This is a genomic window from Arthrobacter sp. Alg241-R88 (genome assembly GCF_900537115.1).
Classification (GTDB): domain Bacteria; phylum Actinomycetota; class Actinomycetes; order Actinomycetales; family Micrococcaceae; genus Arthrobacter.
The window spans coordinates 789,342-805,473 of sequence record NZ_UNRG01000001.1; the positions used below are offsets into that span (position 1 = coordinate 789,342).

The 16,132-nt window shown below is 60.9% G+C and carries 14 protein-coding genes; 12 read left to right on the plus strand and 2 right to left on the minus strand.

The features are described 5' to 3' along the window. Window positions 1-186 precede the first annotated feature (186 nt). From G6R19_RS03615 to G6R19_RS03630, 4 genes are all read left to right on the plus strand, one after another. Window positions 187-1,488, plus strand: a complete 1,302-nt coding sequence (locus G6R19_RS03615) for a D-alanyl-D-alanine carboxypeptidase family protein (RefSeq protein ID WP_240341760.1) — start codon at window positions 187-189, stop codon at window positions 1,486-1,488. Window positions 1,489-1,559: 71 nt separating this feature from the next. Continuing rightward, entirely contained in the window at window positions 1,560-2,558 is a 999-nt protein-coding gene (gene rfbB, locus G6R19_RS03620; RefSeq protein WP_163162367.1) for a dTDP-glucose 4,6-dehydratase, read from the plus strand. Window positions 2,559-2,561: 3 nt separating this feature from the next. Then, window positions 2,562-3,992 carry a bifunctional dTDP-4-dehydrorhamnose 3,5-epimerase family protein/NAD(P)-dependent oxidoreductase gene (locus G6R19_RS03625; RefSeq protein ID WP_163162369.1) on the plus strand — a complete coding sequence of 477 codons (1,431 nt, stop codon included), beginning with the start codon at window positions 2,562-2,564 and terminating at the stop codon, window positions 3,990-3,992. 608 nt (window positions 3,993-4,600) lie between these two features. Beyond that, on the plus strand, window positions 4,601-6,139 hold the full coding sequence (locus tag G6R19_RS03630) for a hypothetical protein (protein ID WP_163162371.1): 1,539 nt from the start codon (window positions 4,601-4,603) through the stop codon (window positions 6,137-6,139). 360 nt (window positions 6,140-6,499) lie between these two features. Here the strand turns inward: G6R19_RS03630 and G6R19_RS20350 are convergent, their stop codons facing one another. Both G6R19_RS20350 and G6R19_RS03640 read right to left on the minus strand, forming a co-directional pair. Next, a complete protein-coding gene (locus tag G6R19_RS20350) occupies window positions 6,500-8,401 on the minus strand; it encodes a GH25 family lysozyme (protein ID WP_163162373.1) in 1,902 nt (633 codons plus the stop codon). 394 nt (window positions 8,402-8,795) lie between these two features. Beyond that, complete coding sequence (locus tag G6R19_RS03640) at window positions 8,796-9,515, minus strand: hypothetical protein (RefSeq protein ID WP_163162375.1); 720 nt, start codon at window positions 9,513-9,515, stop codon at window positions 8,796-8,798. 325 nt (window positions 9,516-9,840) lie between these two features. On the opposite strand from G6R19_RS03640, the gene G6R19_RS03645 reads away from it, so the two are divergent. From G6R19_RS03645 to prfB, 8 genes are all read left to right on the plus strand, one after another. Continuing rightward, window positions 9,841-11,064 (plus strand): ATPase, T2SS/T4P/T4SS family, encoded by a 1,224-nt coding sequence (locus G6R19_RS03645; RefSeq protein WP_163162377.1) that lies wholly within the window; start codon window positions 9,841-9,843, stop codon window positions 11,062-11,064. After that, entirely contained in the window at window positions 11,061-11,918 is an 858-nt protein-coding gene (locus tag G6R19_RS03650; protein WP_205484209.1) for a type II secretion system F family protein, read from the plus strand. Before G6R19_RS03645 ends, G6R19_RS03650 begins: the two co-directional genes overlap by 4 nt. After that, window positions 11,915-12,856, plus strand: coding sequence for a type II secretion system F family protein (locus G6R19_RS03655; RefSeq protein ID WP_163162379.1), 942 nt, complete (start codon window positions 11,915-11,917; stop codon window positions 12,854-12,856). The genes G6R19_RS03650 and G6R19_RS03655 overlap by 4 nt, the downstream gene beginning before the upstream one ends. 61 nt (window positions 12,857-12,917) lie before the next feature. Next, window positions 12,918-13,166, plus strand: a complete 249-nt coding sequence (locus G6R19_RS03660) for a hypothetical protein (RefSeq protein ID WP_163162381.1) — start codon at window positions 12,918-12,920, stop codon at window positions 13,164-13,166. A gap of 3 nt (window positions 13,167-13,169) precedes the next feature. Further along, window positions 13,170-13,637, plus strand: a complete 468-nt coding sequence (locus tag G6R19_RS03665) for a TadE family protein (RefSeq protein ID WP_163162383.1) — start codon at window positions 13,170-13,172, stop codon at window positions 13,635-13,637. Continuing rightward, window positions 13,618-14,223: a hypothetical protein gene (locus tag G6R19_RS03670; RefSeq protein ID WP_163162384.1), complete on the plus strand. Its 606-nt coding sequence runs from the start codon at window positions 13,618-13,620 to the stop codon at window positions 14,221-14,223. The genes G6R19_RS03665 and G6R19_RS03670 overlap by 20 nt, the downstream gene beginning before the upstream one ends. 32 nt (window positions 14,224-14,255) lie before the next feature. Continuing rightward, window positions 14,256-14,666, plus strand: a complete 411-nt coding sequence (locus G6R19_RS03675; RefSeq protein ID WP_163162386.1) for a pilus assembly protein TadG-related protein — start codon at window positions 14,256-14,258, stop codon at window positions 14,664-14,666. A 157-nt stretch (window positions 14,667-14,823) separates the two neighbouring features. Further along, the gene (gene prfB, locus G6R19_RS03680; protein WP_163162388.1) at window positions 14,824-15,939 is read left to right on the plus strand and encodes a peptide chain release factor 2; all 1,116 of its coding nucleotides are present in this window, start codon (window positions 14,824-14,826) and stop codon (window positions 15,937-15,939) included. The last annotated feature ends 193 nt before the right edge of the window (window positions 15,940-16,132 follow it).

The following is a 16,132-nucleotide window of genomic DNA, read 5'->3' on the forward strand; positions in this document are numbered from 1 at the left end:
CGCCTTTCGATCTTACGGTAAGGCTCCTGCTCCGGCCTTAGCCCCCGTTCTTGCGAAGAGGTTGCAAGCGTCCACGGTCAGGTACTGCTTCGGGCCTATAGAATCACCTGCACGAGCCAGTGATATCCCTTGCCCGGCGTTGGGTTCATCTGGAAATTTTCACTTCCACCAAGTAGTCAGGTGAACATGAAGTACATTCGGGTTCCTGCTCTATCAACGGTCCTAACCGTCCTGTGCCTACTGGCCGGACTCCTGGTCGGCACTCCGGTTTGGGCAGCGTCACCGATCCAGGACAAATATCAGGCGCTGGGTGGACCGGCTGGCAATCTTGGCGCCGTCATCGGCGGAGAAAAGTGCGGGCTCGCCGGCGGAGGCTGCTACCAAGACTACCAACGCGGCCAAATCCACTGGACGCCCGCGACTGGAGCCCGTGCCACCTGGGGTGCGGTCGGCGCGCTCTGGCAGCAGCAGGGGTGGGAGCAAGGCCGGCTTGGGTACGCGGTTACGGATGAAGTCTGCGGGCTTGTCGGGTCGGGCTGCTATCAGAGTTTTCAGGGCGGGCAAATTTATTGGTCGCCTGCCAGCGGTGCACAGCAGACGCTTTGGGGAGCCATCAGAAACAGATGGGCGGCCGGAGGCTTCGAATCCGGTCCGCTGGGCTATCCGGTGGCTGCCGAAGGATGCGGTCTTAGGGCAGGTGGCTGCTATCAGGCCTTCCAGGGAGGACAGGTCCATTGGGCGCCGGGCATCGGCGCCTATGCCACCGGAGGTTCCATTGATTACGTCTGGGGAACCCTCGGATGGGAGAACGGGCGTTTGGGCTACCCCTTGACCGAGGAGGTCTGCGGTGCTGCGGGCTGCACCCAGAATTTCCAGGGCGGCACCTTGACCTGGCACCCATCCACAGGCGTTACCGTCACGTACTACCAGCCGGGGGAGTACCAGCGGGTCATCAATAAGCGCAATCCACTCTCGCCCATTGACTATGCGCCTTCCGACATGGTCAATGTCGGCGGGCACCCCTTGCGTTATCAGGCAGCCCTGGGCTTCTGGCAGTTTGCCGATGCTGCAAATGCCTCAGGCGTGCCGATGACCGTTATCAGCGGTTTCCGGAGCTACGCCACCCAGGCGACGCTCTACAACAGCTACGTGGCTATGTACGGGCAGGAACGCGCTGACACGATCTCGGCTCGCCCCGGTTTTTCCGAGCACCAAAGCGGGCTGGCCGTCGATATCGGGAACCCTGGTGGAGCCTGCGGGCTCCAGGACTGTTTTGCCCAAACGGCCGCCGGGAAATTCGCGGCAAATCGTGCCCATGAGTTCGGCTTCATCATCCGGTACCCCGCAGGAATCAGCTACTGGACAGGGTATGCCTACGAACCATGGCACCTAAGGTACGTCGGCAAGGACATCGCCATGGATATGCACCGCCGTGGCATCGCCACCCTTGAGCAGTACTACGGATACCCGCCGGCGCCCAGTTATTGAGCCAAGGCCGATAGGGCCTGGATGCCCGGATGGATGACAAGGGACCAACAGCAAGCCGGTAACCTATGAATATGTCGCGACTCCTCGTAACCGGCGGTGCCGGGTTCATAGGCTCAAACTTTGTCCACTACGTTCTGGAAAATACGGATGACCAGGTCACCGTGCTGGACAAGCTGACATACGCAGGGAACCTGGAGTCGCTGCGGGGACTGCCGGAAGGCCGTTTTGAGTTCGTCCACGGCGATATCGCTGATGCGGAGCTGGTGGACCGCCTGGTGGCGGAGACGGACGTTGTTGTTCATTACGCGGCGGAGTCACACAATGACAACTCACTGCATGATCCGCGCCCCTTCCTGGACACCAACATCATTGGTACCTACACGCTGATCGAGGCTGCGCGGAAGCACGGCAAGCGTTTCCACCACATTTCCACCGACGAGGTCTACGGCGACCTCGAACTGGATGCCCCGGAGCGGTTCACCGAGCAGACCCCTTACAACCCCTCAAGCCCGTATTCCTCCACGAAGGCCGGCTCTGACCTGCTGGTCCGGGCCTGGGTCCGCTCCTTTGGACTGCAGGCGACCATCAGCAACTGCTCCAACAACTACGGGCCCTACCAGCACGTGGAGAAGTTCATCCCGCGCCAGATCACCAACGTGATCGACGGGATCCGGCCCAAGCTCTACGGCAAGGGCGAGAACGTCCGGGACTGGATCCACGCCAACGACCACTCCTCGGCCGTGCTGGCCATCATTGCCAAGGGCAGGATCGGCGAGACGTACCTGATCGGAGCCGACGGGGAGAAGAACAACAAGGATGTTGTTGAGCTGATCCTGAAGCACATGGGCCAGGCCCCGGATGCGTACGACCATGTGGTGGACCGCCCGGGTCACGACCTGCGCTACGCCATCGACTCCACCAAGCTCCGCGACGAGCTCGGCTGGGAACCCCAGTTCTCCAACTTCGACGAAGGCATCGAGGACACCATCGCCTGGTACCGGGACAACGAAAACTGGTGGCGCCCGCAGAAAGCTCAGACCGAAGCCAAGTACAAGGAACAGGGCCAGTAGACGATGTCGATCGAGTTCTCGAAAAAGCTGACCGCACACGAGACGCCGATCCCCGGCGTCGTCCTGTATGACCTTCCGGTCCACGGCGACAATCGTGGGTGGTTCAAGGAAAACTGGCAGCGGGAAAAAATGGTGGCCCTCGGGTTGCCGGACTTCCGTCCAGTCCAGAACAACATCTCTTTCAACGAGAAGGCCGGCACCACCCGCGGTATCCACGCCGAGCCGTGGGACAAGTTCATCTCGGTGGCCACGGGACGCATTTTTGGCGCTTGGGTTGACCTGCGTGAAGGCCCGTCCTTTGGCGCAGTATTTACCACGGAGATGGACGCAAGCCAGGCAATCTTCATCCCGCGCGGCGTCGGCAACGCTTTCCAGACCCTGGAAGACAATACGGCCTACACCTACCTGGTCAACGACCACTGGTCTGCGGACGCCCAGGGCCAGTACACGTTCCTGAACCTCGCGGATGAGACGGCGGCCATCCAGTGGCCCATCGCCTTGGAGCGGGCCGAACTTTCCGACAAGGACAAAGCGCACCCACGCTTGGCGGACGTAGTCCCCATGCCCGGGAAGAAGATCCTGGTGGTAGGCGCCGATGGACAGCTCGGCAAGGCATTGCAGGAGCTTTACGACGGTGACGAGTCCGTAGAATTTGCCGGCCGCCGCGAGTTTGATCTCGCCAGCGAGGACGCCTACACGAGCCGGAACTGGAAGAACTACTCCACGATCATCAACGCTGCCGCCTATACAGCAGTTGACACCGCCGAGACCGCAGAAGGCCGCGCGGCGGCCTGGACCGTAAATGTTGCGGCGGTGTCATACTTGGCGAAGACCGCCGCTGCCCATGACCTTACGCTGGTACACATTTCTTCCGACTATGTGTTCGACGGCGGCCGCAATGTTCACGACGAAAGCGAGCCCTTCACTCCGTTAGGTGTATACGGACAGACGAAGGCCGCCGGAGACGCTATTGTCAGCGTGGTGCCACGGCATTACATCGTGCGGACCAGTTGGGTAATCGGCGACGGTAACAACTTCGTACGGACCATGGCGAACCTGGCCTTGCGCGGCGTCAAACCATCCGTTGTCAATGATCAAACCGGCCGATTGAGTTTCACTGAAGACATAGCTTCGGGAATTCGCCACCTCCTCGAAACCGGCGCTGCTTACGGAACCTACAACTTGACTAACGACGGTGTGCCGCAGACTTGGGCTGACATCGCCGCTGAGGTCTATGAGCTGGTCGGCGTCGGCGGGCAAGCCGTAACGGGAGTCAGCACAGCCGAGTATTTCAAAGATAAATCGGCTGCTCCGAGACCTCTTAACAGCACACTTGACCTCAGCAAACTGGCTTCGCAGGGCTTCTCACCGCGGGATGCGAAGAAAGCTTTGGAAGAATACCTTCATGGGCTGGGACTTCCTGGCGAACGATAGCTTGCCCAAGGACCAGCGGTTCCGCGCTTACCACTGCCCCCTCGTACGCACCACGTGCGCTCCGGAAAGCCGTTTTGGCTAGCCCTGTGCGAGGCCAGGCACCCTACGGTGCAGGTGTTAATTTCAACGCACGCTTCTAGGTGGCGTGCTGGACCCACCGGGATCCTGATCAGTGGGTCGGCGGCGGGAGGCGGCGCCCTCGGCTGCGACAGGGGACGAGTCCGTGCGGGGACCGACGCTCACTGCCCGGTGGCCTTTTTAGCATCGTCATTCGGCAGGAATTGAGAACGCAGGTGGCCGGCAGCGGCAGGGCGCACATTCGGTCCTGATTGGCTGTCCTGTTAAGGGTTTTCTTCGCGTCAGCGCCGGCACGGCCATATCGACTAAGTCCCTGGCTCGAGCACAACCTCCGGTCCTAACTAACCCAAGGGTTTCCTCAAGCTCATCCCCGGATACTTGGCGGCACGGGAAGCCGCGGGTGGAAGCGCTCCCGATTGCGTATTAGGAGATGGTTTCAGATGTATCCGACTAAATTGAGCAGTGCGTCCCATCACGGAGGTCATGGGCACTGGCTTCCCCGGCGATGGCTGGGCAAAACGGCTGCCGGGATGGCGGCGGGGGCAATGCTGGTCGCCACCGTGGCAGTTCCCGCCGAAGCCGCACTGAGTGACACGGGGCCAATTGACCCGAGCCATGGCTTTCCGGCTTGGTATTCCGATGCAGGCAACGTTGCAGCGGGGCTGGGTCCGCTGCAACTCGAGCTGTGCCTGGACGGGCCGCTGTGCCTGGCGACTGATTTTCGCCCCGACCCAGACCAACCGTTGTCCTACCCCGACAACTTCCCGGATGAGGCGTTTTGGTGGGCAGGAGAGGCGTCCATCGAGTCTGGGAATACAAGTGCCTTGCTGGTGATGGCGCAAGAAGCTGCTTTTGCAAACGAAGCAGTTGTCGCGGGTGACCAAGTGGCCTTTAGCCGAATCCGTATTCGCATCGACGGCCTAACTGCGAATTCGAGTTACACGATCACGCACCCATACGGAACCGTCACCCTGTCCGCGGACTCCACCGGCACCATCAACTACACCCTTGATCAAGGCTGCTTTGATACCCCGTGTGGTCAACAAGGATTTGCGCGGGCAGCAAACGGCACCGTCGGCCCGTTCCTGCGCTGGACCTCGGGAGCACCGGAGGGCTATGTCGGTGACCCTGATGTGGAGCATGCGGTGGTCGGAAGCCCTACGGGGAACAACTTCTTCCAGGTGGAAGGGCCAGGTATAGGCACTCTGCGGACAGACCGTTTCGCCATTCAGGGCAAAATCGACGCCGGCCAAGAGCCCCTTGCTGTCCAAGGTTCCATCGCGGCCAAACACGCCACCGTAGCCTCCCTGGTTGGCAACCCGATAGCGGATGAAATCACAGCCCAACGGTTTGGTGGTGGTTACCAAAAGTTTGAACGTGGAACCATCGCCTACCTTCCTGGTTTGGAAGCTTTTGCCGTCGTCGGTGGAATCAACACGGTCTGGAACAGCGTCGGTGCCCAGAACAGTGACCTCGGCTACCCGACGTCGGACGAGTACTCACCGATGGCCGGTGGCGTTATGCAGGACTTCCAGTTTGGCAAAATCTCCTGGAACCCCGTCACGGGATCCAGAATCACTAAGGGCGGCATCGGCGTCACCTGGGACAAGGTTGGTGGCCCGCTCAGCGGGCTCGGATACCCCACAACAGACGAATACGCCACGGCCAACGGAGGCGTCACTCAAGCCTTCCAGTTCGGGCAAATCGTCTGGTCTCCTGCCACGGGCTCCCGCTTCATCAAGGGCGGAATCGGTGCAACGTGGATCAATATCGGCGGCCCGCAGAGCCCACTTGGATACCCGACCTCTGACGAAGTCGGCGGACTCGTACAGGGCGGTGCAAAACAGTACTTCCAGGGCGGGGAAGTTATCTGGTCTCCGGCAGCAGGTGCCCGCGTTGTTACCGGTGGCATCAGGGCCGCCTGGGTTGGCCAAGGCTCCGAAGGCGGGCGCTTGGGCTACCCGACCACCAACGAGTATGCAATCGGTGGGGGAGGCTACGCGCAGGATTACCAAGGCGGCCGCATCACGTGGCGCCCCGGTAATCTCACGGTCGAGTGGGCGAAGTAAGGCCTGCATCAAGGCTTCCTCGTAGCAATTTCGGCGGCTCCGAGGTACTGCTTACGTAAGCGAGGAGCCAAGGAATGCCCCGCTACCCGGAAAGGGTGGCGGGGCATTTCCACGCAATCTGTCAGCGCCGAAAGCTACTGTTGGGTCAAGAAGAGTTGCACGCTCCAGGTGTCCATCTCAAAGATGGAGGGACACCACGCAGCGTCGAGCACCAGGCACCCTGAGCCAGGATGTTGGGCCAGTAAGCTCACCCAACGGTCTTGCATAGCGGCAGACAGCAGCCAATCAGAAGTACTGTGAATCGCACTCGCGTGCCTCTTCCTTGCGACACCTCTGCGCGGACGCCCATCTTGGGCAGTGTCAGCGACGGTAGACGCTCACTCCAGTGGTCGGAGTCCAGATCAGTGACCCTCCCTGGAAGTCCTGCCGACATTCACGCGAAGAGTTGCAGTACTCGTCAGTGTAGGGATACCCGAGCCAGCCGTTTTCGAAGTTTTGACTCGCCCAAACGTACCGGATCGATCCGAAGGGGCTGAAGTGGGCTCCAGTTGTCGATGACCAGATCATCGAGCCGCCCTGGAAGAACTGGTAGCAGCCGCCGTTCTTCAGGCCACATACTTCGTTGCTGACGGGATATCCGGTCTGGCCATTCTCGGAACCAAGCCGCTGGAAGCTTGAACGGATTGCACCTGCAGCGACAGCGTAGGCTCCGGATGAGGGAGACCAATAGATGTCACCTCCTTGGAACGTCTGCACGCATCCTGAAGCGGCATATCCGCACACTTGGCCCGAGGTCGGGTAACCCAAAACTCCGTTTTCGAAGCCCATCGCGGCGTAGCGGTCCCGGATTGGACCCGCAGGGCTGATCTGGATGCCTGTGCCGGTCCAGATGATGGCGCCTCCCTGAAACATCTGGTAGCAACCGCCGCCTTTTAGTCCGCAGATTTCAGGTCCCAAGACTGGATAGCCCAAAGGCCCGTTCTCGGAACCGGACCGCTGATAAGTGCCACGGATCGCTCCGTCGCGTATTGCGTGGGCGCCAGTGGCCGGAGACCACTGGATCGATCCGCCTTGGAAAATCTGGTAACAACCATTGTTGACCAATCCGCACGCTATCGGCCCCCAAGGATTCCCAATCCAGGACTTGGAGGCTTGGTATTCCTGGCTGAAGGCGGCTTCGATGTTTTCCCCGGATCGCGCAAAGCGTTGGAGCGATGCGTAATCTCCGTTCCATACGTTCGAGTCACCGGCGAAAGGACCCGTGCTGCTGTACTGCCAGATGCTGTAGGTGCTCCAGCTGGCTGTGGGAACCGGTCCTGCATTGTTAGTGGGGGAGCTTGGATAGGCAGCAACCCAGAGGGGATAGTCGCCAAAACCGGCAGGATTACCAAGGCATTGATTCCACCAACTCGTGTTGGTGTAGATGACCGGAAGCCGACCCGTAAGCGACTGCATGGTGTTGCCGAAGTCCCTCACCCACGATTGGAGTTGGGCCGGCGACATGTTGTAGCAAGTGTTGCCAAAGTAGAAACCGTTGATGGTCCGGCCTTCGTAGGGGTTGAACTCGAAGTCCAGGACGGGTGGCATGGTATATCCGTCCGCAGACCAGCCCCCTCCGTTGCGGACAAAGTAACGGGCCTGATCCGCTCCGGAGGACCAGTTCGGAATAGCGAAGTGGTACGCACCGCGGATCATCCCGACATTGCGTGAGCCCTGGTATTGCGAGCCGTACGACGGGTTGGTGTAGTAATTGCCTTCCGTGGCCTTTACATAAGCGAACCTTGAACCCATGTTCCACTGCTGCTGCCAGTCCACACTGGGCTGATGTCCACTGACGTCCAGACCCTGGACCCCAAACGTCGGCATCCAGGTGCCTTCGGTTGACAACGACTCGGCACTAAGCCGCCCAGCGGAATTGGAGGGAGTCGATGCCGTGACGCGGGCGGACCGCTGTCCCATTTCCGCTCCGCCGACTCCAACCGCTTCCGCCATCGACTGCGCAGCCTCTGCCGTGGGCGGGGCGGACGGTGTCGCCGTTGGTGCTATCTTCTCGGGGGGTGGGGCCGCCGACGATGTTGCCGGGGAGGGTGAACCAGTCGCGGAGCTGGTACTTGCGCCAGCGGCTGCGGTGGGCGTAGGGGCAGGTTCGGCGGCGGTCGCAAGGCCCGCCAGTCCTGGACCCGCTGCCAGACTGGCAGCCAGAAGCGCTATCCCCAACGACATCATTGCGGGGCGACGGGACTGAGACGGGTTCCGCTTCATTTTTGCTCCGGAGACAATGTGGCGCTCCGCCGAGCGCTCATTTGGTTGCTGCTCGGACGTTTCCCCCCAGGGATGCACCAAGCAGGTGGTATTTCGACAATTAACGCGCCCACCATAGCACTGGAGTTACATCTGCAACTAGTGGTTCAGATGTTGCTGGTGTGATTGCAGTTGGCGCGATGGGGCGGGATACGTGCAGGTTCCCGGCGAAACGTTACTGATTGCTCGAAAGCAGTGGCCATGAAAGCACTTTTTCAGTTGCCCCAGCGATGTCTACCTTCGCTTGGCCTTGCCCGATACAACGGCGCGTGCGGGCTGGGAGCGTGAATGGTTCCCGGCTGGCACGATTGGCCGCCGTCAAGCGGCCAATCGATGCTGCAGACGCCGACTGCGACTAGTACCGGTCAGTCCAGATTCTTCCGTTGGACCAATAAATGATGCCGTCTTCAAAGTGCTGAGCACGCGTTGACGCATTCACCGAATATTCGTCGGTTACAGGACGGCCCATGTAGAAGTAGCCACCGCCACGCTCGTATTCCCATCGGATGGCTCCCTGCAACAGCCGGGTTCCGTATTGAGGAGTGAAGTAGAACGTTCCACCCTGGAAAGCTTGAACGGCGCCCCCTGCGTACCAATAGGTCTCATCCGATACCGGATAGCCGGCTACCCCGGTCTGGCCGCCCTTGTTCCACCATGCCTCCCGGATGCCGGCTCCAATGTAGTGCAGGCCAATCTGAGGCGTGTAATACATCGTTCCGTTCGTGAAGTGCTGTGCGATGGCACCGCCGCCTAACGGTTCCTCGTCTCGAATGGGCCAGCCCGCTTCATGCCCGGCGTACCACTTATTTTCGATTGCACCCCAAAGCGGATGCGCCCCACCCACCGGTGACCAGAATATAATTCCGCCTTGAAAATCCTGCTGGGCTCCTCCGGTTACTGGGTACTCGTCCCAGAGCGGCAGCCCTAACGGTGATGAGGGTCCGCCAATGGACGAATATTTTGCGCCGATTGCGCCAACCACTGCCGGCGCGTAGGCTCCCGCTGCGGGACCGAGGCCTGAAAGAACAATCGCAGCCGCAGCTGCAATCGCTAATTTAGCCTTTAACTTCTTCATTATTCTCCCCATTGCAATTCGTGAATCGGCAGCCCGGTGGGGCTGACGACTCATTATGCGGGAAGTTTCAATGGCCGAACTAACCTCGTCCACGAAATGATCGAGTAACGCCACACGCGTCGCCGCACCGTGTCAGAGATGAAAAGACTTCTGGAATCTAAAGTCAGTTGCAGAGTTCGCCTGTGGCGCGTTGAGCAGGTGCTCAGCACACCCCGAATAATTATCCACAGCGCCCGAGATATGACTTGGCAGCCTGTCGTAGGCTCCTTAGGCTTTACCCAGTTGCACTGCCTCCGCCGGGGGCGGCAGTTGTATTGGGGAACATATGGACGCGCTGGGAATTGTCGAGGACGAAGTCCGCGAGCTTATCCGTCGTCGAGGGCTTGATCCGCTCCACCAAGTGGGAGAAGTCCGGCGCCTTGTAGAGGCAGCAGTCAGCGACTACGACGAGCGGGCACTTATGGGTCCGCTCCCTCCCATTGGGCCTTTGGATGCGGCACGCAAGTTCCTTTTTGATGCTGTCGCCGGATTCGGCGTACTTCAGCCACTCCTGGACGATCCGACCATCGAAGAGGTTTGGATCAACGCGCCCAACGAAATCTACGTCGCCAGGAATGGTGAGTCCGAGCTGACCTCGCTCAGCCTGACGGATCAGCAGGTGCGGGACTTGGTGGAGCGGATGCTCAAGAGTTCCGGCCGCCGCCTGGATATGTCATCGCCCTTCGTCGATGCAGCACTCCCTGACGGGTCCAGGCTCCACGTCGTGATCCCCGACGTCACACGGAGGCACTGGGCCGTCAACATCAGGAAGTTCGTCGTTAAGGCGAGCCGGCTTGAGCACTTAGTTGAGCTGGGCACGCTGACACCGCAATCGGCCCGTTTCCTCGGTGCCGCAGTTTCCAGCGGGCTCAACATCCTCGTCTCTGGAGCAACGCAGGCAGGCAAAACCACAATGCTCAACTGCCTTGCAGCCAGTATTGGGAGCCGGGAACGTGTCATAACCGTTGAAGAAATCTTCGAGCTGCAATTCCCTCTTCGGGACGTTGTTGGGTTGCAATGCCGTCAGCCGAACCTTGAAGGGGAGGGTGAGATACCGATGCGCCGGCTGGTGAAGGAAGCGCTCCGGATGCGTCCCGACCGACTCGTCGTCGGTGAAGTGCGGGAAGCAGAAAGCCTGGACATGCTGATCGCCCTAAATTCAGGACTGCCGGGGATGTGCACTGTCCACGCAAATTCCGCGCATGATGCCGTCACCAAAATCTGCACACTCCCCTTGCTGGCTGGAGAAAATATCTCCAGCCAGTTCGTCGTGCCCACGGTCGCGTCCTGCATCGACCTCGTGGTGCACTGCAGCCGTCGCGCGGATGGGCGCCGGGAAGTGACCGAAATCCTGGCCCTCGGCAGCCGGGTGGAGAACGGCATTATCGAATCATCACCGGTGTTCTCTATGGTGGACGGCCTGCTGCAACCACGGCCCACCTCCATGCCGGCGCAGGAGAAATTCTCCAGGGCCGGATATGACGTCGCCGCGCTGCTGGACCCGCGATGATATCGGCGCTTTTGGGAGTAACCGCAGGGGCCGGGTTCTTCCTGATCTGGTGGTCCTTTTGGGAGTCGCCGAAGTCGGCGTGCCAAAAGGAAAGGACCAGCCGTCTTGCGGACCTCCTTGCCGGGGCGGGAATCGAGAAAGTGTCTGCGTCCGGACTGGTGGGAACCTGCATCGGACTCGGGCTTTCAGTGGCTCTGGTCTTTTTCGCCATAACCCGCTCGTGGCCGATCTCCATCTGTTTCGGCCTCTTCGGGGTCTGGCTGCCGATAACGGTCCTTCGCTGGAAGGCAAAGAAGAGGAGCGCCTTGCTGCGCACGCTCTGGCCCGATGTTGTCGACCACCTACGTTCTGCCATCCGTGCGGGACTGCCTCTGCCGGAGGCACTCATCCAACTCGGCGACAAAGGACCCGAAGAACTTCGGCACGTCTTCCGGGACTTCGGAGCAGACTACCGCGCGGGCGGCAACTTTGAAGCCTCACTCAACCAGCTCAAGCACCGGCTTGCCGATCCTGTTGCAGATCGGATTGTCGAAGCGTTGCGCCTGACGAGGGAAGTGGGCGGCTCCGACCTAGGCAAGCTCCTCGGAACACTGGCTGAGTTTCTGCGGGAAAACGCCCGGACACGCAGTGAGTTGGAGGCGCGGCAGTCCTGGACCGTCAACGCAGCACGGCTCGCCGTTGCCGCGCCCTGGATCGTCATGATGCTCCTTGCGACAAGACCGGAGGCGGTACAGGCCTACAACACACCAATGGGCGCCGCAGTCCTGCTTGGCGGCCTGGTGGTCTCCTTGGTCTGCTACTCCATAATGCTTCGGATTGGTGCACTTCCCCAGGACGAGCGGGTGCTCAGATGATGGAAATTTCACCTCCTGCTGTTGTCTGCGGAATGCTGATGGGCATCGGCCTGTGGCTCGTTATTTTCCGGTCTCCTTTTATGCGTGCCGTCACCCTGTCCCAGCGCATAGAGCCGCAGCTGAAATCACAGATCCTTGAGTCCAGGCTGCTGCGCGCCGGGGAACACAGCCCGACACCCTTTGGGCCGCTGGGAAGGATTCTTCGACCCGTACTTCAGGACGGCCTGGCAACCCTCGCGCGGCTTAACCCGGCGTCGAAAGCTACGGCCCGACGACTGGCCCAGGCCGGAATTGATAAGTCACCGGTTGATTTTCGTGCGGAACAACTATTGTGGGCGGCCGCCGGGTTCGCGGTGTCCATCATCTTCATCGTTTTCGGTGCGGCCTCGGGCAGGTTCAACCCGGTATTGGCTGCCGTTGCTGTCTTGGGGAGTGGCGTCGGAGGGTTTATCTTCCGCGACTACTGGCTCGGTGCGCAGATCCGCCGAAGGGAGTCGAAGATGATGGCGGAATTCCCCGGCCTGGCAGAACTGATGGCGTTGGCAGTCAGCGCGGGGGAGAGCGCTACTGGCGCCCTGGACAGGGTCTGCCGTAGCGCCGAAGGTGAGCTCACGAAGGAGTTCGCAAAGGTCCTTACCGAGACGAGAGCGGGAAAGCCCTTGATCCAGGCACTGCAGGAGTTCTCGGCGCGGACAGACCTGGCACCCCTCGTCCGTTTCGTCGACGGAATTGTCGTTGCAGTAGAAAGGGGCACTCCCTTGGCCGATGTGCTCCGTGCCCAGGCGCAGGACGTACGTGATACGGCAAAGCGTGACCTGATGGAAACCGCAGGCAAGAAGGAAATTGCCATGATGGTGCCGCTCGTATTTGGGGTGCTGCCCTTGACTGTTGTTTTTGCTGTCTTCCCGGGCATTGCCGCAATAAATCTCGGATTTTGAACGCCAAACGCGATCGTACGCATTGACCAATTCGAAGCTGGAAAAAGGAATAGGACGGAAAATGAAAAAATTGGGGATCCGCTCGATGATGCTGTTCCTGTCGATTGCCGCAACACTGCTGGCAGGGGCGGTGGGCGGAACGGCACAGCCAGGGAGGGGCCCAGCGAAGGACCACCCTGAGCGGGGTGATGTCCCTGGCTGGGTGATGATCACACTCATGTCCGCCGTCCTCGTGGCAGCGCTGCTTGCGCTCGCCGGCCCGGCACTCGAAGCCATGTTCAACCAGGCGATGGACAAGGTCGGAAGCTAACAGATGACAGCGTCCACCCGCGGTAGGAACACAAACCGCGCTCTGGACACGCGACGCAAAGCGCCGCGCCCGGGTAAGTCAATCCCGCATCGGGCAACCGAATCCCGGGAGCAGGGGTCTGCTGTCGTCGAATTCGTCCTGGTCGGCAGCCTCCTCACACTGTTCTTCCTTGCGATCATTCAGCTGGCACTGGTCCTGCACATTAGGAACACGTTGATTGACGCAGCGGCATCGGGTGCCCGGTACGGAACCCTCGCCGACCGGAGTGCTGCGGACGCGGAGGAAAGGACACGCAGCCTCATCCATTCCGCCTTGAACGCGGGCTTTGCCCAACAGGTCAGCACCCGCGAAGTGACGTACCAGGGCCTGCGGACCCTGGAAGTGACCGTACGGGCTCCGATGCCCGTAATAGGTCTCATTGGACCCCGGGACCTTTTGGAGGTGAAAGGTCATGCCGCTGTCCAGCCGTGACCCAAGCCGCGGGTCTCTCCGCACCCGGCTGATGGTAGCCCTCTGCCTCGCGCCGGACACTGCAGAGCAAGAGCCCTCGGCCCTGCCCGGGTTACCGCGCCGCGAAGTAAGCAGGCACCGCCGGGAAGGTGTTCACCTGCCGGAATCCATGCAGCGGCCGTCGCGCGACGGCCAGCATGAACGGGGGAGCGCGGTGGTTGAGTTCACCTTCCTGGCCCTCCTGCTGATGGTGCCGCTTGTGTACTTCATCATCACCATGAGCCAGATCCAGGCCGGCTCCTTTGCTGTCGTCGGGGCGGCTGACCAGGCTGCCAAGGTCTACATAGCGCAGCCCGACGCAGCGACGGCCCAGGCAGCAGCCGAACAGGCAGTCGCGATCGCGCTCGCCGACTTCGGCCACCAGCCGGAAGGGGCGCAGGTGGCAACGTCCTGCAATCCCGCAGATTGCCAGGCGGCCGGCAGCACAGTCACGGTAACCGTTAGCCTGACAGTGCCACTCCCGTTCCTGCCGTTCAACGATGATTTTCGCCTCAGCGCCAGTGAAGTCGAGGCGTCGTCCACACAACTGGTGGGCAGGTTCCGGTGAGAGAAGTGCCGCGGGATGAAGACGGTCAGATCATGGTGATGATCTTGGGCTACGTCGTTTTAGCCCTGTTGGTCACAACTGTGGTCATCGGCATTTCGTCCGTCTACCTCGAACACAAACGGCTGCTTTCCCTGGCCGACGGCGCCTCCCTTGCTGCCGCAGGCAGCTACACCCTCGGCGAGGTGGATACCCAAGGAGGCAGCCCCTCTGCGGTCTTGAGCCCTGCGAGGGTAAGGAACGTGGCAGCAGATTTCGTCTCCAGGAGCCCCGCGTCACAGCGTTTTGATGCGCTCGCCGTCACGGAGGCAACCGGCAGCCCTGACGGTTCTACCGCTGTCGTAGTTCTGACTGCTGCGGTACACCCGCCGGTGGTGAACTTCCTGATGCCTGATGGCATAAAGATCGAGGCCTCTTCAACTGCTCGCTCGCGTCTTACCCGCTGACGCCGCTCAGCGCGCCGCAAATGCCCCCGGCACTACCGGCGCGCCGACAGCCCCCCGCCGTACCGGCGCCGACAGCCCCCGGCCTACCGGCGCCGCAACTGCCCCATAGGGCCGCAGGGTCCGGGCCTTCAGCGGGATAGCGTAGGCTTAAACAACCATGGCCAATATTGATTTTTCCGCTGAAATCCGCGCCCTTCGCGCCACCTACGAGTCAATTGAGCGAGTCTCCGACGTAGAAGCACTGAAGGAAGACATCGCCGAACTCAGCGAGCGGGCCGGCGAACCGGACCTGTGGGATGACCCGGCAGCGGCTCAGAAAATCACTTCAAGGCTTTCCCACCGCCAGTCGGAGCTGGAGCGCCTGAACAACCTGGCCTCAAGGATCGATGACCTCGAGGTCCTGGTGGAGCTCGGGCAGGACGAGGACGACGCCGCTTCCATGGGTGAGGCTGCCGCTGAACTGGAGTCCATCAAGAAGGCCCTGAAGGAACTCGAAGTTGTCACCCTGCTGTCTGGAGAGTACGACGAGCGTGAAGCGGTGGTCTCCATTCGCGCGGGAGCCGGCGGCGTGGACGCTGCCGACTTCGCCGAGATGCTGATGCGCATGTACCTCCGCTGGGCCGAGCGGCACGGTTACCCCACCACTGTTATGGACACCTCCTATGCTGAGGAAGCGGGCTTGAAGTCCGCGACCTTCGAGGTGAAGGCCCCTTATGCCTTCGGGACTCTCAGCGTCGAAGCCGGCACCCATCGGCTCGTGCGGATCAGCCCCTTCGACAACCAGGGCCGGCGCCAGACTTCCTTCGCGGCCGTCGAGGTCATCCCCCTGATCGAGCAAACGGACTCCATCGAGATCCCGGACAACGAGATCCGGGTCGATGTCTTCCGCTCCTCAGGCCCGGGCGGGCAGTCAGTTAACACCACTGACTCTGCCGTCCGCCTGACCCATATCCCCACCGGAACCGTGGTCTCCATGCAGAACGAAAAGTCGCAGCTGCAAAACCGGGCGGCGGCCATGCGCGTTCTGCAATCCAGGCTCCTGCTCCTTAAGAAGGAGCAGGAGGACGCCGAGAAGAAGGCATTCGCCGGTGATGTGAAGGCGTCCTGGGGAGACCAGATGCGCTCCTACGTCCTGAACCCTTACCAAATGGTCAAAGACCTGCGGACCGAGCACGAAGTCGGGAACACGTCGGCAGTGTTCGACGGCGAAATCGACGACTTCATCGACGCCGGCATCCGGTGGCGCACGGACAACCGCAACGCCGAAAAATAGGACGCAGGAGCGGCGCCGGGGCTGAAGGGCAAAACAGGATCCGGCGACACGCCCCCTGAAACCAGCCTGATACGCCGGAGTTCCTGCGTATAGTCGAGGGGCCGGGGCCCTACTTCCCCCAAACGAAACCCGTGCGCCGGCTGCAGAACTGGGCTGCATCAGAATCAGCCATGCCCTGCAGGGTACTTAGGGC